Source organism: Flavobacterium sp. CF108 (assembly GCF_900129795.1).
In the GTDB taxonomy this organism is placed as follows: domain Bacteria; phylum Bacteroidota; class Bacteroidia; order Flavobacteriales; family Flavobacteriaceae; genus Flavobacterium.
In genome coordinates this window covers 587,511-610,514 of sequence record NZ_FQWW01000001.1, presented here as the reverse complement: position 1 = coordinate 610,514, position 23,004 = coordinate 587,511, and the positions used below count along the sequence as shown (strand labels likewise).

Below are 23,004 nucleotides of genomic sequence, written 5' to 3'. Positions count from 1 at the left end.
CAAGTTTTAAGTTTCAGGTTTCACGTTCTGTACGTAACCTGAAATTTGAAACCTGAAACAAAATAAACAAAAAACAAAAAACAAAAAATGAACTTATTCAACGTTTACCCATTATACAACATAACTCCAGTAAAAGCAGTCGATTGTACCATTATTGACGACAAAGGAGTAGAATACTTAGATTTATACAGCGGACATGGTGTGATTTCTATTGGACACACACAGCCGGATTATGTAGCAAAATTGAAGAATCAATTAGACCATTTAGGATTTTATTCGAATGCAATTCAGAATCCTTTACAGGTTGAGTTGGCACAGAAATTAGGAAAGCTTTCTGGTTTAGAAGACTACGAATTGTTTTTATGCAGTTCTGGTGCCGAAGCCAATGAAAATGCTTTAAAATTAGCCTCTTTCCATAACGGAAAATCAAGAGTTGTAGCTTTTGATAATTCTTTTCACGGAAGAACTTCTGCGGCAGTTGCCGTTACTGACAATAAAAAAATTGTTGCGCCTTTAAATGCACAGCAAGTAGTTACTTTTTTACCGCTAAACCAAATCGAATTAGTTGAAGCTGAACTAACAAAAGGTGATGTTACAGCAGTAATTATCGAAGGAATTCAAGGAGTTGGAGGTTTAGACCAAGGAACAACCGAATTTTTTCAGGCTTTGGAAAAAGCATGTAAAAAACACGATGTTGTTTTAATTTTAGACGAAGTGCAGTCAGGATACGGAAGAAGCGGAAAATTCTTCGCTTTCCAACATCACGGAATTAATGCTGATATTATTTCAGTAGCAAAAGGAATGGGGAACGGATTTCCTGTTGGGGCGATCTTAATTTCTCCAAAATTTGAAGCAAGTTTCGGATTATTAGGAACAACTTTCGGCGGAAGCCATCTATCTTGTGCAGCAGGAATTGCTGTTTTAGATGTAATTGAAAAACTTGATTTACAAAAGAATGTAAATGAGGTTTATGAATATTTCTTAGAAAAAATCAAAGAAGTTGAAGGTATTAAACAAGTAAAAGGAAAAGGTTTAATGCTTGGAGTAGAATTTGATTTTGACGTAGCAGCTTTAAGAAAAAAACTAATTATCGAAAAACACATTTTTACAGGAAGCGCCAACAACAAAAATCTGCTTAGAATTTTACCACCGCTTACAGTGAAAAAATCAGACATAGATGCTTTTGTTGTAGCTTTAAAAGAAAGTTTAGAAGAATTAAAAAACTAATTCTCGTTACGTAAACCTGACGGGTTTTTAAAACCCGTCAGGTTTAAAATAAAGTTTCCTAAAAGAAACAACCAAAAAACAACCAACCAACCAACTAGAAATTATGAATCCATTATCAATTGAAAAACGCAATCTCGTTTTGCGATCTATGGCAAAGCTGGTCGAGCAGGAGCGGAGTCAGATTATCTTGACGAATCAGGAAGATCTTGCTGATTACGACGGCTCAGATTTAGCGATGGAAGAACGCTTAAAAGTAGATGATAAAAAAGTCGACGAAATGATTTTATCATTAAACCAATTAGCTTCTCAGGAAGACCCTGTTGGCGTTGAGCGTTTTCATTTTACTCATGATAATGGAATTAAAGTAATAAATAAAACCGCTGCTTTCGGAACAATTTTAATCATTTATGAATCTCGTCCGGATGTTACAATCGAAGCGGGTGGAATTGCCTTTAAATCCGGAAATAAGATTTTATTAAAAGGAGGAAAAGAATCTCTAAAATCAAATTTGAAAATCGTAAGTCTTTGGCATAAAGCTTTAGAGGAAAACGGAGTTTCAAAAGACTGGGTGGAATATCTGAATTACAACAGAACAGAAACTCAGGCATTTTTAGAAAAACCAACTCAAAAAGTTGATTTAATAGTTCCAAGGGGCGGAGAAAAGCTAATTGAGTTTGTAAAAGCACACGCAACTTGTCCAGTAATTGTAAGCGGACGCGGAAATAATTTTGTTTACGTTCATGAAAAAGCAGATACAGATTTGGCTTTAAAAGTAATTTTAAATGCTAAAACAGCTAAAATTTCGGCCTGTAATGCTTTAGATAAAGTTTTAATCGATTCCAAATTGCCAAACTTTGAAGGTTTTACTGCAATGCTTATTGAAGCTTTAATAGAAGCAAAAGTGGAAGTTATTGTAGATAAATCATTAGAAAATTTCGAAAACACCAAAACACTTCAAAACGAAGATATTTGGTACGAAGAATTTTTAGATTATAAAATCGTAATTGGAACAATTGATTCTGAGGAAAATGCAATCGAAATGATTAATAAATATTGCGGCGGACATTCTGCAGCAATCATTTCAAGAGATAACGAAGCCGCACAGCAATTTATGGAAGCCATAGATGCTGCAGCAGTTTACCAAAATGCCTCAACTCGTTTTACAGACGGCGGACAATTCGGTCTTGGTGGAGAATTAGCGATAAGCACTGATAAATTGCATCAAAGAGGACCAATTGGTTTACAACATTTGGTAACGAACAAATGGTACGTTTATGGAGAAGGACAGATACGATAATTTTAGATTTTAGAGTTCAGATTTTAGATTGATGATTAACGATTTTTGATTTCATATTATTGGAATTTGGAATTTATTTATTGGAATTTAATATAGACAAAGCTTTGCGAACTTACCGTTTGCAAACACAAACAATATAAAAAAACCTTGCGCCCTTTGCGTTAAAAAAAAAACTTAGTGCCTTAGCGCCTTCGTGGCAAAAACAAAAGACATGGCAAAAAAACGGATTTTATTAAAAATAGGAAGTAATACTTTAACCAAAGAAACCAATCACATTTCGCGGGGAAAGATTGAAGATCTCGGAATACAGATTGCGGCTTTAAACGACGAATATGAATTTATTATAGTAAGTTCTGGAGCAATTGCGGCGGCAAAACAGTTTGTAAAACTGGACAATCAGGATAAAGATGTTTTTGTAAAGCAGGCTTTGGCTTCAATCGGACAGCCACATTTAATGCGGATTTACAATGAAAATTTTAAGGATTTAGGATTAAATACTTCACAGTGTTTACTTTCTTATTCTGATTTCGAAAAAGAGCAGACCAAAAAGAACATTGTAAATACGATTAATGTATTGGTTAAAAACAATTACATTCCCATTATCAATGAAAATGATACCGTTGCCACAGATGAGATCCGGTTTGGAGATAATGACAAATTAGCGGCGTTGACAGCAGTTCTTTTAAATGTTGATATTCTGATAATTGCCACCAATACAAACGGGATTTATACGAAAGATTCAATTCACGATGAAATTCCGGAAACGATTAAATTAGTTAATGATTTGAAGTCATTAGAAAAAGAAATCGGCGAATCAAAATCATCACACGGAACAGGAGGAATGCAGTCCAAAATAGAAGCAGCCGGAATCGCAAAAGCGGCGAATATCGAAACTTGGATCGTCAACGGATTAAATGATAATTTTATTTTAAAGGCATTAAAGGACGAAATTCCTTTTACTAAGATTGTGTGATATTGAACGCGGATGAAACGGATTCGCTATCGCGAAGACGCGGATTAAATCGGATTTTATCTTTGAATTTTAATTTTATGTAGTATATTTCATTCAGATTTATTTTTTATGGAATTATTACATCGAGAGTTAACTGAAGTCATTATTAAAACTTTTTATGAAGTATATAATGAATTAGGACATGGATTTTTAGAAAGAGTTTATCAAAATTCCTTGTATTTGGAATTGAAAAATAAAGGTTTGTATGTTGAAGCTCAGAAAAAAATTAAAGTTTATTATAAAGGTATTGAAGTTGGAGAATATTATGCAGATTTAGTAGTTGAAGATTTAATTATTTTAGAGCTAAAAGCAGCTAATTGTATTGTAATCGAGTTTGAAAATCAAATTTTGAATTATTTAAAAGGGACAAACTGTGAAGTAGGTTTACTTTTAAATTTTGGAACAAAACCAGAATTTAGACGAAAAGTATTTGAGAATAGTAGAAAAATAAGAATATAAAAAGAATCCGCGTTAATCTGCGTCTTCGCGATAGCGAATCAGTAAAATCCGCGTTTAAATTTTTAGAAACTAATAAGAAAACAAAAAGATGAATTATATTTCAATAAAAGATATCGACTCATTATCAAAATGGGTAAAAAGTGCGATCAAGATTAAAAAAGATCCGCTTAAAAATAAAAAATTAGGTAAAAACAAAACCTTAGGAATGTTATTCTTCAACCCAAGTTTAAGAACGCGTTTGAGTACACAAAAAGCGGCTTTAAATTTAGGAATGAACGTTATGGTAATGAATTTTACCAACGAAGGATGGACATTAGAATTCGAAGATGGAGCAGTAATGAATTCTGGTGCTTCAGAACATATTAAAGAAGCTGCAGAAGTAGTTTCACAATATTGTGACATCATCGCAATCCGTGCCTTTGCAGGTTTGGTAGACAAAGAAAAAGATTATCAGGAAACTGTAATTTCAGGATTTCTGAAATACGCTACAGTGCCAATTGTAAATATGGAGAGTGCTGTTCGTCACCCAATGCAGTCTTTAGCAGACGCCATTACAATGGAAGAGCATAAAACGAAACACAAACCAAAAGTAGTACTTTCATGGGCGCCGCATCCAAAAGCTTTGCCTCAGGCAGTTGCAAATTCATTTGTAGAAATGATGCAAATGCAAAAAGATATGGATTTTGTAATCACGCATCCAGAAGGTTACGAACTAAGCCCGGAAATTACAAAAGATAGCAAAATCGAATACGACCAAAACAAAGCTTTCGAAAATGCTGATTTCGTTTACGTAAAAAACTGGAGCAACTTCAATGATTACGGAAAAGTAACTAACAGCGATCCAAACTGGACTGTTACAGCCGAAAAAATGGCTTTAACCAACAACGGAAAATTCATGCACTGTCTTCCAGTTCGTCGTAACGTAATTGTAAGCGACGAAGTTCTAGACGGAGAAAATTCAATCGTAATCGAACAAGCGAATAACAGAACGTATTCTGCACAATTAGTTTTACAGAAGATTTTGAAGAAATTGTAAATTAAGGTTCAAAGGTTCAGAGAGACAAAGGTTCAAAGGTTTTAAAAGCCGTAACAAATACCTTTGTCCCTCTGTACCTCTGACCCTTTGAACCTTGAAAGAAATGAACGTATCAGTAATAAAAATAGGTGGAAACATCATCGACAATCCAGCAGAGTTAGAACAATTCTTAATCGATTTTTCTAAAATTGAAGGCTATAAAGTTTTAGTTCACGGCGGTGGAAAATCGGCTACAAAGATGGCGCAGAGTATTGGTTTGGTTCCGCAGATGATTGACGGACGCCGAATTACAGATGCTCCAATGCTTGATGTTGTAGTAATGATTTACGCCGGACAAATCAACAAACATATTGTAGCGCAATTGCAGGCAAAAGACAATAATGCAATTGGTTTTTCGGGAGCTGACGGGAATTTGATCCAATCAGTAAAAAGAAATCACCCAACAATTGATTACGGATTTGTAGGCGATGTAAAACAAGTCAATACAAAATTACTGGCAACTTTATTAGAAACTGGAGTTGTTCCTGTTTTCTGTGCGATTACACACGACAAAAACGGACAATTATTAAACACAAATGCAGACACCATTGCAAGTGAATTATCAATTGCATTATCAGAAGTTTTTGATGTTACACTGACATATTGTTTTGAAAAACAAGGTGTTTTACAAGATTCAGAAGACGATTCATCTGTAATAACCCAAATCAACGAAACACTATACAATAAACTAAAAGAAGAAAAAGTAATCCATTCCGGAATGATTCCAAAACTGGACAATTGCTTCAACAGTTTATCAAGAGGTGTACAGAAAATCAAAATTGGGCATCATAAGATGCTTCAAAATCCAGACGTTTTACATACAACAATTACGTTATAAAAAGGGTGCCACGAATTACACTAATTTCCACGAATTATAATTCATCGAAATAAAAAATTAGTGAAAATTAGTGTAATTCGTGGCAAAAAAAATACAACTGCGCAAAGCATTTTAAATATTAATTTAAGAAATTTGCGCAAATTAAAAATGTCACAGATTTAATAAAAACTTTGTGACTTTGAGCCTTCGTGGCAAGAACCTACATAACTATGAAAAATATTGCAACGCTTACCCAGGAAGCAATTAGTTTATTAAAAAGCCTAATCGAAACCCCTTCATTTTCAAGTGAAGAAGACCAAACGGCCCTTTTAATCGAAAATTGGTTCAATCAAAACGAGATTCCTTTCAAAAGAGAAAATAATAATGTGTGGGCTTTCAACAAGTATTTCGACGAAAATAAACCAACACTTTTACTAAACTCACATCACGATACTGTACGTCCAAATCAAGCGTATACAAACGATCCGTTTAAATCTATTGAAAAAGACGGCAAATTATTCGGATTAGGAAGTAATGACGCAGGTGGATGCTTAGTTTCATTATTAGCAACCTTTATTCATTTTTACGAAAATCAAAATCTTTCGCACAATATTGTAATTGTGGCTTCCGCCGAAGAAGAAAGCAGCGGGAAAAATGGTTTAAACAGCGTTTTACAGCATTTACCAGAATTAGATTGTGCGATTGTAGGAGAACCAACATTAATGCAATTAGCAGTTGCAGAAAAAGGTTTATTAGTTCTTGATGTAAAAGTAAAAGGAACCGCGAGCCACGCTGCCCATCAAAACGATGATAATTCAATATATAAATCAATTCCGGTAATGGAATGGTTTAAAAACTATAAATTCGACAAAATCTCAGACGTTTTAGGTCCTGTAAAGATGACCGTAACACAAATCAGTGCAGGAAAACAACACAACGTTGTACCGTCAGAATGTGATTTGGTTGTAGATATTCGTGTAACAGACCGTTATACAAATGCCGAAATTCTGGAAGTTGTAAAAGCAAATGTAAATGCCGAAGTAACGCCAAGATCAATGCATTTAAACGCATCTTCTATTCCAGTTTCACATGGTTTAGTTCAGGCGGGAATTGCATTAGGAAGAACAACTTATGGTTCGCCGACACTTTCAGATCAATCAGTTTTAAGCTGTCAGTCTTTGAAATTAGGCCCAGGAGAAACGTTACGTTCGCATTCAGCAGACGAATTTATTTTTGTAAATGAAATTGAAGAAGGAGTCGACTTGTACATTAAAATACTAACTGATTTCTTTAAATTATAATATTTTTTAGGAGCTAATCCCGCTATCCGTTACAATCTTTTCCTGGATAAAGAAGCCAGAAAAAGGATTTCCACTACTATCGGGGCTAGGACACTCAGGAATTAAGAAACATTACGTAAAAAAAGAAACTTTGTAAATCTCTGGGCTTACTTTGAGTATCTCTGTGAAACAAAAAATATACATCTTATGAAACTTTGGGAAAAAGGAATACCAACAGATAAACAAATCGAACAATTCACAGTAGGAAACGATCGTGAACTGGATTTAGTTTTAGCAAAATATGATGCTTTAGGTTCAATCGCACATGCCAAAATGTTGGGGCAGATTGGTTTATTGACTCAGGAAGAAACAACTTCTTTGGTTGATGCCTTAAACGAAATCATCGCGGATATCGTAGTTGGAAATTTCGAAATCGAAGACAGTTTTGAAGACGTACATTCTAAAATAGAATATCTGCTAACCGTAAAACTTGGCGATGCAGGAAAGAAAATCCACACGGCACGTTCTCGTAACGATCAGGTTTTAGTAGATGTTCATTTGTATTTAAAAGACGAATTAAAAGCTATAAAAGAGCAGGTAAAAACATTGTTTGATTTGTTGATGGAATCAGCAGAAAAACATCAAAATGTATTATTGCCAGGTTATACGCATTTACAAATCGCAATGCCATCATCATTCGGAATGTGGTTTTCGGCTTACGCCGAAAGTTTAATTGATGATATCACGATGTTGAATGCAGCTTCAAAAATTGTAGATCAGAATCCGTTAGGGTCTGCGGCAGGTTACGGAAGTTCGTTTCCAATAAACAGAACATTTACAACAAAAGAATTAGGTTTTGAAACCTTAAAATACAATGCTGTAGCAGCACAAATGAGCCGTGGAAAAGCAGAGAAAACAGTTGCTTTTGCCATGACAAGCGTGGCTGGAACGTTATCAAAATTTGCAATGGACGTTTGTTTGTATATGAGCCAAAACTTTGATTTTATTGGTTTACCGGCGCATCTTACAACAGGCTCAAGTATTATGCCTCATAAAAAGAATCCGGATGTTTTCGAATTGATCAGAGGAAAATGTAATAAAATTCAGGCACTTCCATACGAAATCACTTTAATTACCAATAATCTTCCAAGCGGATATCACAGAGATTTGCAGCTTTTAAAAGAAGGTTTGTTTCCGGCAATTCAAACTTTAAAATCTTGCTTGGATATTGCTATATTTTCAATAAAAGATATTACGGTTAAAGATCATATTTTGGAAGATAAAAAATATGATTACTTGTTTACCGTAGATACTTTAAACGAAATGGTTGTAGATGGAATGCCGTTTAGAGATGCGTATAAAGCCGTTGCAGAACAATTAGAAGCTGGAACATACAAATCTCCAAAACAAACAAAACACACGCATGAGGGAAGTATCAATAACTTATGCCTTGATGCGATTAAAGATAAAATGAAAGCAGCTTTCTAAAAGCTTATTTCCTAAATAATACGAAACCGATTTGCTGCTAATGCAAATCGGTTTTTTTATTTCTTTAAATATATTTTTGAATGTTAAGAAATTTCGACCTAATTCTCTAAATTTGAGAATCTATTATTTCTAAATCAAAAATATGACGCAATTTGACGAACTGGCATCTCAAGGCCTTTTTGAGAAAAACTTAATTACAGAGAATCAATTTCAGGAAATAAAAGAATATCGAAGTCTTAATATTTTCTCGCTCAATGTCGAATTAAAACTATTACTTTCCATTTCGGTTTTAATGTTCACATCGGGAATTGGAATTCTTATTTATGACAATATTGACAGCGTTGGTCATATTGCCCTTCTAGCTATTTTGTTTGTTCTTATTTGCGGTTGTTTTTATTACTGTTTTAAAAATTCAAAAGGTTTCCAGAAAACAGAAACTACTACGGAAAGTTATTTTCTAGAATATATAGTTTTAACAGCCAATGTTCTCACTTGTATTTTTATAGGATATCTGCAGGTTCAATATGAGTTATTTGGAACACATTATGGTTTGGCGACTTTAGTCCCAACAATTGTCAGCTTCTTTTGTGCTTATTATTTTGATAACAAAAGCGTTTTAACCATTGCAGTTACAGGTTTGGCGGCTTATGTAGGGCTTTCGGTAACTCCGCAGGATATTTTTAATAGCAATAATAATTTTTATGCCAGCCAGAGTTTAAGTTACTCGGCCATTATGCTTGGTGTTTTACTTATTTTATGGACATTTTATAGTTTCAGAATTAATTTAAAAACACATTTTGCGCTCGTCTATCTCACATTTGCTTTGCATATTATAAGTATTGCATCGATAAGCAATATGGTTAGTGAAGATATTATCTGGCTTCTTTTCTCCGTGATTTTAGCAGGTTCATCTGTTTACTTTTATAAAATAAGTCATCAGCTCAAAGCAATTTCACTATACATTTTTATGATTGTTTACGCCTACATTGGCATTAATATTTTCATATTTAAAATTTTTGAACACGTTGATTTTGGCGATATATGGGTGTTATTTATCATGATATTACCAGCTTACTTCATCGGTTCAATAGTATTGTTTATTAAACTGATTAAAAACTTCAATAAAGAAATAGCCGAATGATAGTACACGATAAAAATTTACTAAATAATTTATTTTTAACCGAAGAAGCAGATTCTCTTGAAAGTGGAGGATTTATCAGCAAAGAACAAAAGAAAATTATCCGAAATCAATTGCCATCTTTCAAAATCCAAAATAATATTTTAGTGCGTTTAGGATTTTTTCTGTTGGGATCATTTCTATATTCATCGATTTGCAGCTTTATCTCTTTAATTGCATTATCAGGCGCGGAATCTTTTTTCAAAATTTGCTGCTTTCTTTTTGCAGGTGTTGGTATTGCAGGTGCTGAATTTTTGTCGAATAGCAAATATTACAGACACGGCTTAGATGATGCTTTTATTTTAGGGATACTTTTAAATGTAGGCGGAGCAGTTTTCATACTTACAGAAGATTTTGAAACGGGATTAACTCCCGCTATTTTTGTTGCCATTGCTTCTTTTTTAACTTATAAAAGATACCTGCATCTGCTTTCTATGCTTGTTTTTTGTTTGGCAAGTTCAGCAGTTCTATTTTTCGGTCTGTTTGAAATTGGAGATATTGGCAAAACAATTTTGCCTTTTGTGGCAATGTTAGCCTCGGCAGGTTTTTATTTTTTTACGAAGCATAGAATCAAGAATTTAAAAGAAGTTTACTATTACAACGGACTTTTATTAGCCAATAGTTTCTGTTTGATTCTGTTTTATCTTTCCTGTAATTATTTAGTAGTTAGAGAACTTTCTGCAGAACTTTTAGGAGTTGACGTTCAGCCGGAACATGATATTCCGTTTGCTTATTTCTTTTACGCATTTACGTTTATAGTTCCCATTGTGTATTTGGTTCAGGCTTTAAAAACCAAAGACAGAATTATGCTTTGGATTAGTTTTGCAGCAATTGCATTTACCGTTTTCACCATCCGATTTTATTATTCGGTTTTGCCAATTGAAGCGGCATTGACTATTGGCGGATTAGTAATGTTTGTAATTGCTTATTTCTCCATCCAAAAATTAAAAAATAAAGAGTCAGGATTAACTTTTAAACCGGACAGAATCAATCATTCAACTGCAATTTTAAATGCTCAGGCTTTAATCGTCGCTTCAACTTTTGGTATGAAACCAGAAGTTAAAACCGAATCGCCAATAGATTTTGGAGGAGGAGGATTTAGCGGCGGCGGATCTGGAGAGAGCTTTTAAATTAAGTTGCCACAGATTAAAAGGATTAAAAATGATTTTTTTTAGCCACGAATTACACAAATTTTCACGAATTGATTTGTGTAAATTTGTGTAATTCGTGGCGACTTTACAAAGAGTAGAAAATCATTTTTAATCCTTTTAATCTGTGGCAAAAAACTATACTTTACTTTTCAATGCTTCAGCGTCAATATCACTATGCGAAACATTGTAAACTGCTTTTCCGTTTTTGATTAAAATTAATTGCGGCGATTCATGATAAACCCCAAATCGGTCTGCAATTTCATTAGAAATATCTCTATGCGCAATTAGATCAAGAAAATAAGCATCAACAACTTCTTCAAGATCAAACTCTCTCTCAAATTGTTTCAACGCCATACGGCTGATGCTGCATCTTGTACTATGTTTAAAAATTACAACAGGTTTTTCATTAGATATGGCTTCGATTTCCATTAACTGATGAATATCGGTCAATTCTGTCCAATTAACTTTGCTTTTTGGAGCATCTGAGTTCTCAGAATTTCCGAAGATTGAATTTAAAAAACTCATATTTGGCTTGTTTTGTGACTTTTTGACATCTAAAACTGATTAAAATCAGAGTTTTTGCGTCATTTTGTCTTTGTTTTTACTGTGGAATATAATTTGAATATTCGAAAGCAAAGTTAAATCTTTTGAGTTAAAAAAATATCCCAATAAGTCTTAACTTTAATGTAATCGAATATTTAAAACAAAAAATCAATCAAATCTTAATAATATGAACATAAATAAATTTACTATTAAATCGCAGGAAGCCATTCAGTTGTCGCAGCAATTAGCACAGCGAAACGGCCAGCAGCAAATTGAAAATGAGCACATTTTCAAAGCTATTTTTGAAGTTGATGAAAACGTCGCACCATTTATTTTGAAGAAATTAAATGTAAATGTGCCGTTGTTTTTACAAATTTTAGACAGTACAATTCAGAGTTTTCCAAAAGTTTCAGGAGGCGACATTCTGCTTTCAAGAGACGCAAACAAAGCTTTGAATGAAGCCGAAATCATTGCGCAAAAAATGAACGACGAATACGTTTCGATCGAACATTTAATCTTAGCAATTTTCGATTCAAAAAGCAAAGTTTCTCAAATTTTAAAAGATCAGGGCGTAACAGGAAAAGGTTTAAAAGCTGCTATTGAAGAATTACGTAAAGGCGAAAGAGTAACATCTGCTTCTGCCGAAGAAACCTATAATTCATTAAACAAATACGCTAAAAATTTAAACGAATTAGCGCGTACAGGAAAACTGGATCCGGTTATTGGCCGCGACGAGGAAATTCGTCGTGTATTGCAAATTTTGACTCGTAGAACAAAAAATAATCCAATGCTTATTGGAGAACCAGGAGTTGGTAAAACCGCAATTGCAGAAGGTTTAGCACACAGAATTGTTGACGGAGACGTTCCGGAAAACTTAAAAGATAAAATCGTCTTCTCATTAGATATGGGAGCTTTGATTGCCGGAGCAAAATTTAAAGGGGAATTTGAAGAACGTTTAAAATCGGTGGTAAAAGAAGTAACTTCTGCTGAAGGAGATATCGTTTTGTTTATCGACGAAATTCACACGCTTGTAGGCGCGGGTGGAGGAGAAGGCGCAATGGATGCGGCTAATATTCTGAAACCAGCTTTGGCTCGTGGAGAATTGAGAGCAATTGGTGCAACAACTTTAGACGAATATCAAAAATATTTTGAAAAAGATAAAGCGCTTGAAAGACGTTTTCAAAAAGTTTTAATTGACGAACCAGATACCGAAAGTGCGATTTCAATTTTACGTGGAATTAAAGAAAAATACGAAACGCACCATAAAGTACAAATCAAAGACGAAGCAATTATTGCAGCTGTTGAACTTTCGCAGCGTTATATTACAAACCGTTTTTTACCAGATAAAGCGATTGATTTAATGGACGAAGCGGCTTCGAAACTACGTATGGAAATCAATTCAAAACCTGAGGAATTAGATGTTTTGGATCGTAAAATCATGCAGTTAGAAATTGAAATCGAAGCGATTAAACGTGAGAAAGAAGAAAGTAAGCTGAAAATTCTTCGTATGGATTTGGCAAACCTGAAAGAAGAACGCAACGAAATCTACGCAAGATGGAAATCTGAAAAAGATATTGTTGACGGAATTCAGGCTGTAAAATTAGAAATCGAAGATTTTAAATACGAAGCAGAACGTGCAGAACGTGACGGAGATTACGGAAAAGTAGCTGAAATTCGTTATGGTAAAATAAAAGAAGCTCAAGAACGTCAGGAAGCATTGCAGAAACAATTGTTAGAATTTCAATCTGGTAATTCTTTAATTAAGGAAGAAGTTACAAGAGAAGACATTGCCGAAGTTGTGGCGAAATGGACAGGAATTCCGGTTATGAAAATGCTTCAGACAGAAAGAGAAAAACTGTTACATCTTGAAGACGAATTACATAAACGTGTGGTTGGTCAGGAAGAAGCAATAGAAGCTGTGAGTGATGCTGTTCGCAGAAGCCGTGCCGGTTTGCAGGATATGAAAAAACCAGTTGGAACATTCCTGTTTTTAGGAACAACCGGAGTTGGTAAAACAGAGTTAGCAAAAGCATTGGCAGAATATCTTTTTGATGACGAAAATGCGATGACCCGTATTGATATGAGTGAGTATCAGGAACGTCATAGTGTGAGCCGTTTAGTTGGTGCGCCTCCGGGATATGTAGGTTACGATGAAGGCGGACAGTTGACAGAAGCCGTTCGTAGGAAACCATATTCCGTTATTTTGTTAGACGAGATCGAAAAAGCGCACCCGGATATGTTCAATATTTTATTGCAGGTTTTGGATGAAGGTAGATTAACAGATAATAAAGGCCGTCTGGCCGATTTCAAAAACACGATTATCATTATGACCTCAAATATGGGAAGTCATATTATTCAGGAAAAATTTGAAAATCTAAAAGGAAGCGTTGAAGCTGCTACAGAAGCTGCAAAAAATGAAGTTTTAGGATTGTTGAAACAAACAGTTCGTCCTGAATTTATAAACCGTATTGATGAAATTGTAATGTTTACGCCGCTTACAGTTGAGAATATTTCAAAAATTGTGAGTCTGCAATTAAAAAGCGTTACAAAAATGCTGGCACTTCAAGGTATTACGATGGATGCAACTCCAGAAGCAATTGCCTACTTGTCAGACAAAGGTTATGATCCCCATTTTGGTGCGAGACCTGTAAAACGCGTGGTTCAGAGAGAAGTCTTGAATCAATTGTCAAAAGAGATTTTGGCAGGAAATATAACAACAGACAGTATTATTTTACTGGATGCTTTTGATGGTAATTTGGTTTTTAGAAATCAAACACAACCCGCACTATAATTTGTTTAGTTAATTATTTTTTGAGGAAGAAACACCAGTCGAAAGGCTGGTGTTTTTTTTAATATCCGTGAATAATGAAACTTTTTTCAAAAGTCCTATAAACAAGAAATCTGATTTAATTCTCAAATTTACTGTAACATAAAACTAATTATCATGAACAATATATTTAGAGGATTAATCGCCGGATATGGAGCGAAAAAATTAGGAGGCGGATGTTTTGGAACCATACTCGTATTTGTAATTATCTGGCTTTTATTAGGTCAGTGCAGTTAAAAATTAAATCCATGAAATCATTAAAAACATCAGCATAAAAAGTCTTAAATTCGCACAACTAAATTTTAAATAAAGACAAAATATAATGGCATCAGGTTTTTTTGTACTATTAGACGATATAGCAGCAATTATGGACGACGTTGCAGTAATGAGTAAAGTTGCAGCAAAAAAAACAGCAGGTATTCTGGGCGATGACTTAGCAGTTAATGCCGAGAAAGCTTCTGGATTTGCTTCATCGAGAGAGCTTCCGGTATTGTGGGCAATAAGCAAAGGTTCTCTTCTTAATAAAATCATTATTTTACCTGTCGCTTTTCTATTAAGTGCATTTTTTCCTATTGCTATTATTGTAATTCTGGTTCTTGGAGGACTTTTTCTGGCGTATGAAGGAGCCGAAAAAATTTACGAATTTATTTTTCCTCATAGTCACGAAGAATCAGAAGGAATTACCGAAGAAATTTTAACAGAAGAACAAATTTTAGAAGCTGAAAAAGGCAAAATAAAATCAGCAATTGTAACCGATTTTATCTTATCTGTCGAAATCGTAATTATAGCGTTGGGAACTGTTATTGGTAAACCTATTTCACAGCAAATTATCGTAACTTCAATAATTGCAGTAATCGCAACTATAGGAGTTTATGGTATTGTAGCCCTTATTGTTAGAATGGATGAAGCAGGGTATAAGCTTATCAAATTTAGTAAAAGAGAAAAAAGTATATCGAAATTCATCGGGAATATTTTGGTTAAAGCACTTCCGTTAGTTATTAAAAGTTTAACTGTAATTGGTACAATCGCTTTAATACTAGTTGCCGGAGGTATTTTCGTGCATTACATTCCATACTTCCATCATTTAGCAGCAGAAATTAATATTCCTTCAATTATTAAAGAATTTGTAATTGGATTGGCTTTAGGACTTGTGGTTTTAGGATTTGTAAATGTCTTCAAAAAAATATTCAAAAAGAGAAAACCAATAGTCTAAAAAAAACATTAAATAATTATGAAACACCAGTCTTAAGGCTGGTGTTTTTTTTTGAAGCAGTTTTTTTGTTTTTCATAAGAAAAGCAGTCCCGCTATCCACTATATCTTTTATGGCGAACCCCGCCATAAAAGGATACCGTTTCTATCGGGGCTAAACGAGAATTTTTTGTTTTCATAAGAAATTATGCTTCTTTTTGAAATTATTTTTATCGAATAAGTTTCTCAATTACAAAAGTTTACTCTTTTTATTATCCAAATTAACATTTAGCCAAAGCAACCATTTTATTTATCCTGCATCTTCATATTATAACATTAAATTATTATTTTATATGAAAAGTTTTAAATTAAAATCAGTTTTAGTAGTTTTATTCTTGTCAATTGTATTTGTTTCATGCAATAATGACGACGATGAGAAACCAGTAGACAATCCAGTTTTGAAAGCAGCATTGGTTACTGGGATTAGTGGGCCAGCTACAGGAAAAGTGAATGACGAATTGAGCTATGAAGTAACTTACGTTGTTGATAATGCTTGTGGAGAATTCGATAAAATTTCTGAAGTAAAAATTGGAACCGTAACTGGATTACAAGTTATAGCGAAATATCCAACAGGAGTTTGCACGCAGCAAGTTCCAGATCCTAAAAAAACAGTTTATAAATTTAAAGCAACTGCAAAAGGAACTTTTGATATCAAATTCAAAAAATCAGAAACAGAATTTATTACTAAGTCAGTTGTTATAGACTAACATTTCTTAGTTGATTACTTTAGGTGGTAAAACCATTTTGCAGACGTATAATTTTTAAACCGATGTAAAATGGTTTTTTATTTTTAAGATATTGTAAATAATTTAGCATTTTTTCAAGCAACCTTTGTACTTTAGCCTCATCTTATAATAACAAACAATAACTAATTTTATATGAAGATTTTTAAATTACAGTCAGTTTTAGCAGTATTATTTTTATCTGTTTCTTTGGTTTCATGCAGTAGCGACGATGATAAAAAAGAAGACTCTCAAACTACTTCTAGAGCAGCAAATGTTACGGCAATCAGTGGACCGGCGACAGGGAAAGTTAATGTCGAAATTAATTATGAAATATCTTTTATTGTAGATAACGCATGTGGTCAATTTGATAGAATCGCTGATATATCACTTGGCAAAGACGAAGGATTTCAAGTAGAAGCAAAATATCCTACAACAACTTGTCCAAACCAAACACCAACTGCTTTGCATACAACATATACTTTTTTAGCACCATCAAAAGGGACGTATGTTATCAAATTCAAAAAATCAGAAACAGAATTTATAACTAAGTCAGTTGTTATCGATTAGTTTTTTAAATAAAATTTAGGTACTAGAAAAAGAACCATTTTGCACATTAGTTTAAAACTAAAGCAAAATGGTTTTTTATTTTGTATTTAAATTAATGATAATCTTCTGCTAATAATAAAATCTTATTTTTGAATTCTATTATTTAAACATATAAAAATTACTTATGATAAAAACTTTACGTTGTTGGTTAATTGTCCTACTCTTCTTTTTGGGATTTAGTTCAAATATATTTTCACAGCAAAACTGGGAATTATTAAATCCAACTCCTACTTCAAAAACAGGTAAAAATGTTCAATTTGTATCAAATAATATAGGATATATAATAACAGATACCGAAATACTTGAAACATTAGATTCAGGGATTTCCTGGAAGAAAAAACAAGACATTGTTAGTGGGAATGATTTGAAATTTCATAATAATATTGGCTTTATAGTTGGGAATTTGGGATATGTCTTAAAATCGACAGATTCTGGAGCTTCTTGGACGCAGATACAAATTGGTTATAATGATAATCTTAATACTGTTAATGTTATTGATGGTAATACCATTATAGTTTCAAGTGCGAATAGTTTAATTACTTCTTTAGATGGAGGAAATACTTGGGAATACAAACAAATTTCAAAAGGATCTGTAGTAAAAACTTTTTTTACGAGTAATTTGATTGGTCATGCAGCTTGCAAAAATGGGACAATGCTAAAAACTATAGATGGAGGAGTCAATTGGTACGCTACGATGACTTCAAATGTTACTCCTTCTAATTTTTTTACAGTTTATTTTATTAATAAAAATATTGGTTTTGCAACACAAGAACATGACGATTTATACAAAACTATTGATGGTGGTGAAACATGGATCCAGATTAATAATATAACAGATGCATTGTTTTCATTTTCGTTTTTGAATGAGAATGTTGGTTATGCAGCAGGTGAGCATGGATCTCTCTTTAAAACAACAGATGGAGGGATAACCTGGAATTGGGTTAGTTTTCAAAATGGTAGAATTGATGGAACTCACATTTATGGATTGTATTTTTTAGATGAGAATACCGGATTTGCAACTGGCCAAAGAGGAAGGATTGTAAAGACTACAGATGGTGGAAAAACGTGGACTGAGAATTCTCCAACCTATAACAGTATTAACAAACTTGATTTTTTAACGAAAGATATTGGCTATGCTCAGGTAGGTAATTCGTTTTACAAAACAGTAAATGCCGGAAAAAAATGGAGTTTTGTCGGGCAGATTGACGGACAAAGTTTTTATAGTGTAAGTACTTTTGATTTCATTGATGAAAATAATGGATATGCCGCAACTGGTGGTACTTATGGAGGACAATTTTTTAAAACAAAGGATGGCGGAGTTACTTGGGAGATGCTGGGAGATGTTATTGATGAAGGAATCAATACTATGGTTGTTATAAACCAACAAACAATATATATAAGCGGCGGTTATAATCAGCAAAAAATGATGAAGAGTATTGATGGCGGGAATACGTGGGAAGAACGCTCCCAATATAGCTTTTATCGAATGCAGTTTTTAACTGAAGATATTGCCTATGCTCATAATCGTTATGATAAGAAGATATACAAAACTATTGATGGAGGATATAACTGGAGAGCTGTTTTTACCGGAGATGAAGAGATTCAGTCAATTGATTTTACAGATATTGATAATGGATATATTGTGGGTTCAAATGCTTTGATTTATAAAACAAAAAATGGAGGTTTAAATTGGCAAAAACTTACTATTCCTTATGAATATTACACATATGTGAAGTTTTTCTCTAAAAATGTTGGCTATATATTTGACGAAGAAGGGCAATTATTTAAAACTGAGAATGGTGGGATAACCTGGGAGAAAAATATCAATTTTGTAACAGGTTTCACTAATCCTCAAAGTATTCATATTATAGATAAAGATATTTACTTAGCAGGGGTTAATGGTAAAATAATGAAAAGTCAAGTTGATTTTAAACCATATTACCTAGAATTAGATCCCGCAGTAGATGTACACACCAGGTTTGCCAATTTGCCAGGAACTATTATGTCTAATGACGGGGAAATTGATAATATTAAAATAGAAGTTTTAAATAATAATGCTATTGTAAAAACAGTAGAAGTAGAGCCTAATAAAGTTAGTTCAAACTCTTCTCTAGATTTCAAGATTCCTGTTTGGGACTTAAACCCGGATACATATTATGTGTATAGAATTACTGCAATTCATAACAATATTAAAATTTACAGTGAATCTTTACATTTTAAAACCGAAAAGAATTATAAAATTGTAATTGATCCAATCAATGAATTTTCTGCCACAAATGCTGTGATTTCAGGTTCAATAACATCTTATGAAGATGATATTTCAGATATTGAAATTGAATGTAGTAACGAAATTGATTTTTCAAAACTCAGTTTAAAAAACACCATTGTTAAGGCAAATACAACAGAAAAGATCAATGGGAAATTATTAGATTTAAAGCCTAAAACACTTTATTATGTTAGGGTTAAAGCAGTTCAAAATGGAAATGTGATTTACAGTGATGTTATTTCTTTTACTACAAAGTCTGATTACGAAATAATGTTATATTATCCTAATGAAAATGAAAATGGAACAGTTTTAAATGCCTATGTACTTTCGAATGATAAAGATATTTCTAATATCGTTTTTGAATACGGAGTCATGAATTATGAAAAAAGCATTTCTACAACTCCAGACAAAGTTACAGCGAATAGCCCAACTTTTGTAAACGCAGTTTTAACAGATCTCGATAAAACGAAAGTATATTTTTATAGGTTAAAAGCACTGAATGGAGATAAGGTAATATACAGTAATACGGAAATTTTAAATTATTCTAAAACAATAGTATTGGCTCCTGAAGCAGTTAGCAATCCCCAAAATAATTCTATTGAATTAAAAGGTATACTAAATCCAGCAGGCTATTTTTTAACAAATGTGGAATTTCAGTATGGAACAACAGAAAATTTTGGGTCAGCTTTACCAGTAAGTTCCCCTTATTTCTATGGAACGACTACTTCAGTTGTTAAAGTTAATTTAGAAAATCTTCTCCCTAATCAAAAATATTATTATAGATTAAAAGCTTCTAACGGAAGCAATATTGTATACTCTGATGTTTTATCATTTAGTACTGGAAATTTAGGTATAGAAGATTTTAATTATGAAAAAAATGTTATGCTATATCCTAATCCAACTAATGGAGTGGTAAATATTCAATTAAATGAAAATAAAAAAATAACTTCTTTAAAAGTGATTGATCAGTCGGGAAGAGTGATTTCTCATAGAAACAATGTTAACTTAGAAGATTTAAAAATAATTGATCTTTCTCATAAGCCTACAGGTATTTATTATCTGGAATTCATTTTAGATAATAGTGCAAAAATCAATAAAAAAGTTATTCTTAAATAAATTATCAAGGGGCTATTTATATAAGTTCTAAAATCCCTCTAAAATTTACTATTTTTGCACTCTAAATTTTATGTCATGTCGAAAAGAAAATATAAAATATCGGTAATTCAGTTAAACCTGAATGATGTAGCCGAAAATAATTTAAAAAAATGTGTCAGCTGGGTAAGAGACGCGGCAGGTCAAGGCGCAGAAGTTATCTTACTTCCAGAATTATATAGCAGTCATTATTTCTGCCAAAGCGAAGATGTAGATAATTTTGCATTAGCAGAACCGCTTTACAGCACTTCATTTATTGCTTTCAGCGAATTGGCAAAAGAATTAGGAGTAGTAATTATTGTTCCTTTCTTCGAAAAAAGAATGGCAGGAATTTACCACAACAGCGCTTATATCATTGATACAGATGGTACAGAGGCTGGTTTATATCGTAAAATGCACATTCCGGATGATCCGCATTTCTACGAAAAATTCTATTTTACTCCAGGGGATTTAGGTTTCCAGGCAATAGAAACTAAAAAAGGAACAGTTGGAACTTTAATCTGCTGGGATCAATGGTATCCGGAAGCAGCTCGTATTACAGCTTTAAAAGGTGCTGAGGTTTTATTCTATCCAACAGCAATTGGATGGCATCCAAAAGAAAAAGAGCAATACGGAGAAAATCAATACGGAGCCTGGATGAACGTAATGAAAGGCCACGCCGTTGCAAATGGTGTTTTTGTTGCGGCAGCAAACCGAATTGGACTTGAAAAATATCTTGAAGGAACAGAAGGAATTCAATTTTGGGGAGCGTCATTTATCGCTGGTCCGCAAGGAGAAATTTTAGCGCAGGCATCTCACGATAAAGAAGAAATCTTAATTGCTGAGGTTGACTTAGATTTACAGGAAAATGTTCGTCAAAACTGGCCATTCTTCAGAGATAGAAGAATTGATGCTTTTGGAGATATTACAAAAAGAGCAATTGATAAATAATTTAGGATTTATCTTGATATAAAATAAAAGGCGGTTTCAAATTATTGAAACCGCCTTTTTAATATTTAAAATACTGGTTATTTTAAATCTGGCTGGAAAATTTTTATAGTTCCGTCGCCTTCGCTGCTCACAACAACTAAACTTCTTTTAGTTGGACTTTTTGAAGCAGGAATATAAAGAAGACCTTCTGGAGCATCTCCCGTTTTTACAGTTTGTAAATATTGAGGCGAAGCAGGATTCGTAACATCATAAGTCATAAAAGCGTCAGATCTTTCAAGACCTACAAACAAAATATTTTGATTCCCCATTTTTGTAACAACTACAGCTTCTGGTTCAGAACCTTTATCATCACTTCGTTTGTCATCGTAAGTTCCTAATTCATTTGTTTTTTTGTCAACATCATTTTTACTGTCATAAACAATTTTTCCAGTGTTTCCATTCCAGATAGTGAATGATCTTGCACCAAAACTTACCATTTCATCTAAATCTCCATCACCATCAGTATCTCCCATATCAGTAATAAGATTCAATCTTCCTAAATTAGCGTCTAGTTTTAAAGTAGCAGCATCAGGAAAAACCGTTGCATCAAGCTTCAAACTTTTCATACGTTTAATGTCAGTATAAGCATCATATTCTCTCGCATCACCTTCATTAGCTGTAACAAAATAAGGAACACTATTAGAAGAAAAATGGCTTATAGCATCCGGCATATACAATCCTTTTACTTTCCATGGGCCAAATGCAATTTTATCGTCACTATCACTTACATCAATAGCATTTTCTGCCGTATTGTAATCTTTTAATCCTAAAGGATAAATTGCAGTAATAGTTTTTGAAGCCAAATCCACTTTTGCAACACCATTGTTTTCCTGCAAAGTTACCCAAGCCGTTTTTGAATCATCAGAAATTGTAATGTATTCTGGTTCAATATCCTGAGCGAAGCTTTTAGCAAACTTAGAAATTCTGAATCCGTCTTTAGCCAATGCCGCTGCCTGACTGCTGAAAGAAACAAAATCAAGAGTTGTAACACTATAATTGCTAGTTTCGATAATAGAAATAGTTCCGTTAGGATCTTGAGAATAATCAGTATTTGGCTCACCCTCATTAGCAGTCATAATATATTTTCCGTCAGCAGAAAATGTAATCATATCTGGTAATGCACCAACTGTAACTTGTTTTATTAAGCTGTAATCGCTTGTATTAAAAACCACAACTTTTCCGTTTCCTTGTTTGTTTGTCGTTGATTCTAAAGCAACAGCCAGTTTTCCGTCATAAACAGAAACACTGTTTGATGCACCTTCGTATACAGCTAAATCAATTTTACCAATTTTAACCGGTTTTGTTGGATCAGCTAAATCAATAACATCAATTTGATTAGTTCCACTGTTATTTACAGTAAAAAGTCTTTTTGTTTTTTCGCAGTAAGCAGAGATTTCTGCTGCAGCAGCATCTCCAATTTTAATCGAACCAATTTCTTTAAAAGTGGCAGGATTTTCATTTACAACAACTTCTGGTTCTTCGTTGTTAGAGTTTTCATCGTTATTACAGCTAGCCATTAAAAATAAAGCTGCTAATAATGATAGAGTTACTTTTTTCATTTGTTAGTTTTTTAGTTTCGCCAAAAGTAATTAGCGAATCTCGGTCAAATATTAAGCCTTCATTATTTAATCTTTAACTTAATTTTTGGAAGATATTATTTGTGAAATAATATATCATTTTTAAT

General features: G+C 33.2%; 18 protein-coding genes. 16 read left to right on the top strand and 2 right to left on the bottom strand.

Going from position 1 to position 23,004, the window contains the following annotated elements; translation table 11 throughout:
• Nucleotides 1-87: 87 nt before the first annotated feature.
• The 10 genes from BUE10_RS02690 to BUE10_RS02645 all read left to right on the top strand — a co-directional run bounded on the left by BUE10_RS02690 (nt 88) and on the right by BUE10_RS02645 (nt 10,962).
• Nucleotides 88-1,227 (top strand): aspartate aminotransferase family protein, encoded by a 1,140-nt coding sequence (locus tag BUE10_RS02690; RefSeq protein WP_073482113.1) that lies wholly within the window; start codon nt 88-90, stop codon nt 1,225-1,227.
• Between the two features lie 103 nt (nt 1,228-1,330).
• Nucleotides 1,331-2,524, top strand: a complete 1,194-nt coding sequence (locus tag BUE10_RS02685) for a glutamate-5-semialdehyde dehydrogenase (protein WP_073482101.1) — start codon at nt 1,331-1,333, stop codon at nt 2,522-2,524.
• Between the two features lie 211 nt (nt 2,525-2,735).
• The gene (gene proB, locus BUE10_RS02680; RefSeq protein ID WP_073483021.1) at nt 2,736-3,497 is read left to right on the top strand and encodes a glutamate 5-kinase; all 762 of its coding nucleotides are present in this window, start codon (nt 2,736-2,738) and stop codon (nt 3,495-3,497) included.
• A 108-nt stretch (nt 3,498-3,605) separates the two neighbouring features.
• The gene (locus tag BUE10_RS02675; protein ID WP_073482098.1) at nt 3,606-3,995 is read left to right on the top strand and encodes a GxxExxY protein; all 390 of its coding nucleotides are present in this window, start codon (nt 3,606-3,608) and stop codon (nt 3,993-3,995) included.
• 88 nt (nt 3,996-4,083) lie between these two features.
• Entirely contained in the window at nt 4,084-5,031 is a 948-nt protein-coding gene (locus BUE10_RS02670; protein ID WP_073482095.1) for an N-acetylornithine carbamoyltransferase, read from the top strand.
• Nucleotides 5,032-5,134: 103 nt separating this feature from the next.
• A complete protein-coding gene (argB, locus tag BUE10_RS02665; protein WP_073482092.1) occupies nt 5,135-5,908 on the top strand; it encodes an acetylglutamate kinase in 774 nt (257 codons plus the stop codon).
• 209 nt (nt 5,909-6,117) lie between these two features.
• Nucleotides 6,118-7,188, top strand: coding sequence for a M20 family metallo-hydrolase (locus BUE10_RS02660; RefSeq protein WP_073482089.1), 1,071 nt, complete (start codon nt 6,118-6,120; stop codon nt 7,186-7,188).
• A 186-nt stretch (nt 7,189-7,374) separates the two neighbouring features.
• On the top strand, nt 7,375-8,655 hold the full coding sequence (gene argH, locus BUE10_RS02655; RefSeq protein ID WP_073482086.1) for an argininosuccinate lyase: 1,281 nt from the start codon (nt 7,375-7,377) through the stop codon (nt 8,653-8,655).
• A 142-nt stretch (nt 8,656-8,797) separates the two neighbouring features.
• Nucleotides 8,798-9,796, top strand: coding sequence for a DUF2157 domain-containing protein (locus BUE10_RS02650; protein WP_073482084.1), 999 nt, complete (start codon nt 8,798-8,800; stop codon nt 9,794-9,796).
• Entirely contained in the window at nt 9,793-10,962 is a 1,170-nt protein-coding gene (locus BUE10_RS02645) for a hypothetical protein (RefSeq protein ID WP_073482081.1), read from the top strand. Before BUE10_RS02650 ends, BUE10_RS02645 begins: the two co-directional genes overlap by 4 nt.
• Nucleotides 10,963-11,118: 156 nt before the next feature.
• Here BUE10_RS02645 and ytxJ read toward each other — a convergent pair whose 3' ends face one another.
• The gene (ytxJ, locus tag BUE10_RS02640) at nt 11,119-11,508 is read right to left on the bottom strand and encodes a bacillithiol system redox-active protein YtxJ (RefSeq protein ID WP_073482078.1); all 390 of its coding nucleotides are present in this window, start codon (nt 11,506-11,508) and stop codon (nt 11,119-11,121) included.
• Between the two features lie 205 nt (nt 11,509-11,713).
• On the opposite strand from ytxJ, the gene clpB reads away from it, so the two are divergent.
• The 6 genes from clpB (at nt 11,714) to BUE10_RS02610 (ending at nt 21,281) form a co-directional block, all read left to right on the top strand.
• Entirely contained in the window at nt 11,714-14,317 is a 2,604-nt protein-coding gene (clpB, locus tag BUE10_RS02635; protein ID WP_073482076.1) for an ATP-dependent chaperone ClpB, read from the top strand.
• A gap of 358 nt (nt 14,318-14,675) precedes the next feature.
• A complete protein-coding gene (locus BUE10_RS02630) occupies nt 14,676-15,566 on the top strand; it encodes a DUF808 domain-containing protein (protein ID WP_073482073.1) in 891 nt (296 codons plus the stop codon).
• A 329-nt stretch (nt 15,567-15,895) separates the two neighbouring features.
• A complete protein-coding gene (locus BUE10_RS02625; protein WP_073482070.1) occupies nt 15,896-16,309 on the top strand; it encodes a hypothetical protein in 414 nt (137 codons plus the stop codon).
• A gap of 171 nt (nt 16,310-16,480) precedes the next feature.
• Entirely contained in the window at nt 16,481-16,894 is a 414-nt protein-coding gene (locus BUE10_RS02620) for a hypothetical protein (RefSeq protein WP_073482067.1), read from the top strand.
• Between the two features lie 163 nt (nt 16,895-17,057).
• On the top strand, nt 17,058-20,315 hold the full coding sequence (locus tag BUE10_RS02615; RefSeq protein ID WP_083597939.1) for a YCF48-related protein: 3,258 nt from the start codon (nt 17,058-17,060) through the stop codon (nt 20,313-20,315).
• Nucleotides 20,316-20,390: 75 nt separating this feature from the next.
• Entirely contained in the window at nt 20,391-21,281 is an 891-nt protein-coding gene (locus BUE10_RS02610) for a carbon-nitrogen hydrolase (protein ID WP_073482062.1), read from the top strand.
• 77 nt (nt 21,282-21,358) lie between these two features.
• Here BUE10_RS02610 and BUE10_RS02605 read toward each other — a convergent pair whose 3' ends face one another.
• Nucleotides 21,359-22,879, bottom strand: a complete 1,521-nt coding sequence (locus BUE10_RS02605) for a choice-of-anchor I family protein (RefSeq protein WP_073482060.1) — start codon at nt 22,877-22,879, stop codon at nt 21,359-21,361.
• Nucleotides 22,880-23,004: the final 125 nt, after the last annotated feature.

What these genes read in the sequence shown, in the direction of transcription:
- BUE10_RS02690 (WP_073482113.1), top strand. Translation starts at nt 88, where the DNA reads ATGAACTTATTCAACGTTTACCCATTATACAACATAACTCCAGTAAAA.
- BUE10_RS02685 (WP_073482101.1), top strand. Translation starts at nt 1,331, where the DNA reads ATGAATCCATTATCAATTGAAAAACGCAATCTCGTTTTGCGATCTATG.
- proB (WP_073483021.1), top strand. Translation starts at nt 2,736, where the DNA reads ATGGCAAAAAAACGGATTTTATTAAAAATAGGAAGTAATACTTTAACC.
- BUE10_RS02675 (WP_073482098.1), top strand. Translation starts at nt 3,606, where the DNA reads ATGGAATTATTACATCGAGAGTTAACTGAAGTCATTATTAAAACTTTT.
- BUE10_RS02670 (WP_073482095.1), top strand. Translation starts at nt 4,084, where the DNA reads ATGAATTATATTTCAATAAAAGATATCGACTCATTATCAAAATGGGTA.
- argB (WP_073482092.1), top strand. Translation starts at nt 5,135, where the DNA reads ATGAACGTATCAGTAATAAAAATAGGTGGAAACATCATCGACAATCCA.
- BUE10_RS02660 (WP_073482089.1), top strand. Translation starts at nt 6,118, where the DNA reads ATGAAAAATATTGCAACGCTTACCCAGGAAGCAATTAGTTTATTAAAA.
- argH (WP_073482086.1), top strand. Translation starts at nt 7,375, where the DNA reads ATGAAACTTTGGGAAAAAGGAATACCAACAGATAAACAAATCGAACAA.
- BUE10_RS02650 (WP_073482084.1), top strand. Translation starts at nt 8,798, where the DNA reads ATGACGCAATTTGACGAACTGGCATCTCAAGGCCTTTTTGAGAAAAAC.
- BUE10_RS02645 (WP_073482081.1), top strand. Translation starts at nt 9,793, where the DNA reads ATGATAGTACACGATAAAAATTTACTAAATAATTTATTTTTAACCGAA.
- ytxJ (WP_073482078.1), bottom strand. Translation starts at nt 11,508, where the DNA reads ATGAGTTTTTTAAATTCAATCTTCGGAAATTCTGAGAACTCAGATGCT.
- clpB (WP_073482076.1), top strand. Translation starts at nt 11,714, where the DNA reads ATGAACATAAATAAATTTACTATTAAATCGCAGGAAGCCATTCAGTTG.
- BUE10_RS02630 (WP_073482073.1), top strand. Translation starts at nt 14,676, where the DNA reads ATGGCATCAGGTTTTTTTGTACTATTAGACGATATAGCAGCAATTATG.
- BUE10_RS02625 (WP_073482070.1), top strand. Translation starts at nt 15,896, where the DNA reads ATGAAAAGTTTTAAATTAAAATCAGTTTTAGTAGTTTTATTCTTGTCA.
- BUE10_RS02620 (WP_073482067.1), top strand. Translation starts at nt 16,481, where the DNA reads ATGAAGATTTTTAAATTACAGTCAGTTTTAGCAGTATTATTTTTATCT.
- BUE10_RS02615 (WP_083597939.1), top strand. Translation starts at nt 17,058, where the DNA reads ATGATAAAAACTTTACGTTGTTGGTTAATTGTCCTACTCTTCTTTTTG.
- BUE10_RS02610 (WP_073482062.1), top strand. Translation starts at nt 20,391, where the DNA reads ATGTCGAAAAGAAAATATAAAATATCGGTAATTCAGTTAAACCTGAAT.
- BUE10_RS02605 (WP_073482060.1), bottom strand. Translation starts at nt 22,879, where the DNA reads ATGAAAAAAGTAACTCTATCATTATTAGCAGCTTTATTTTTAATGGCT.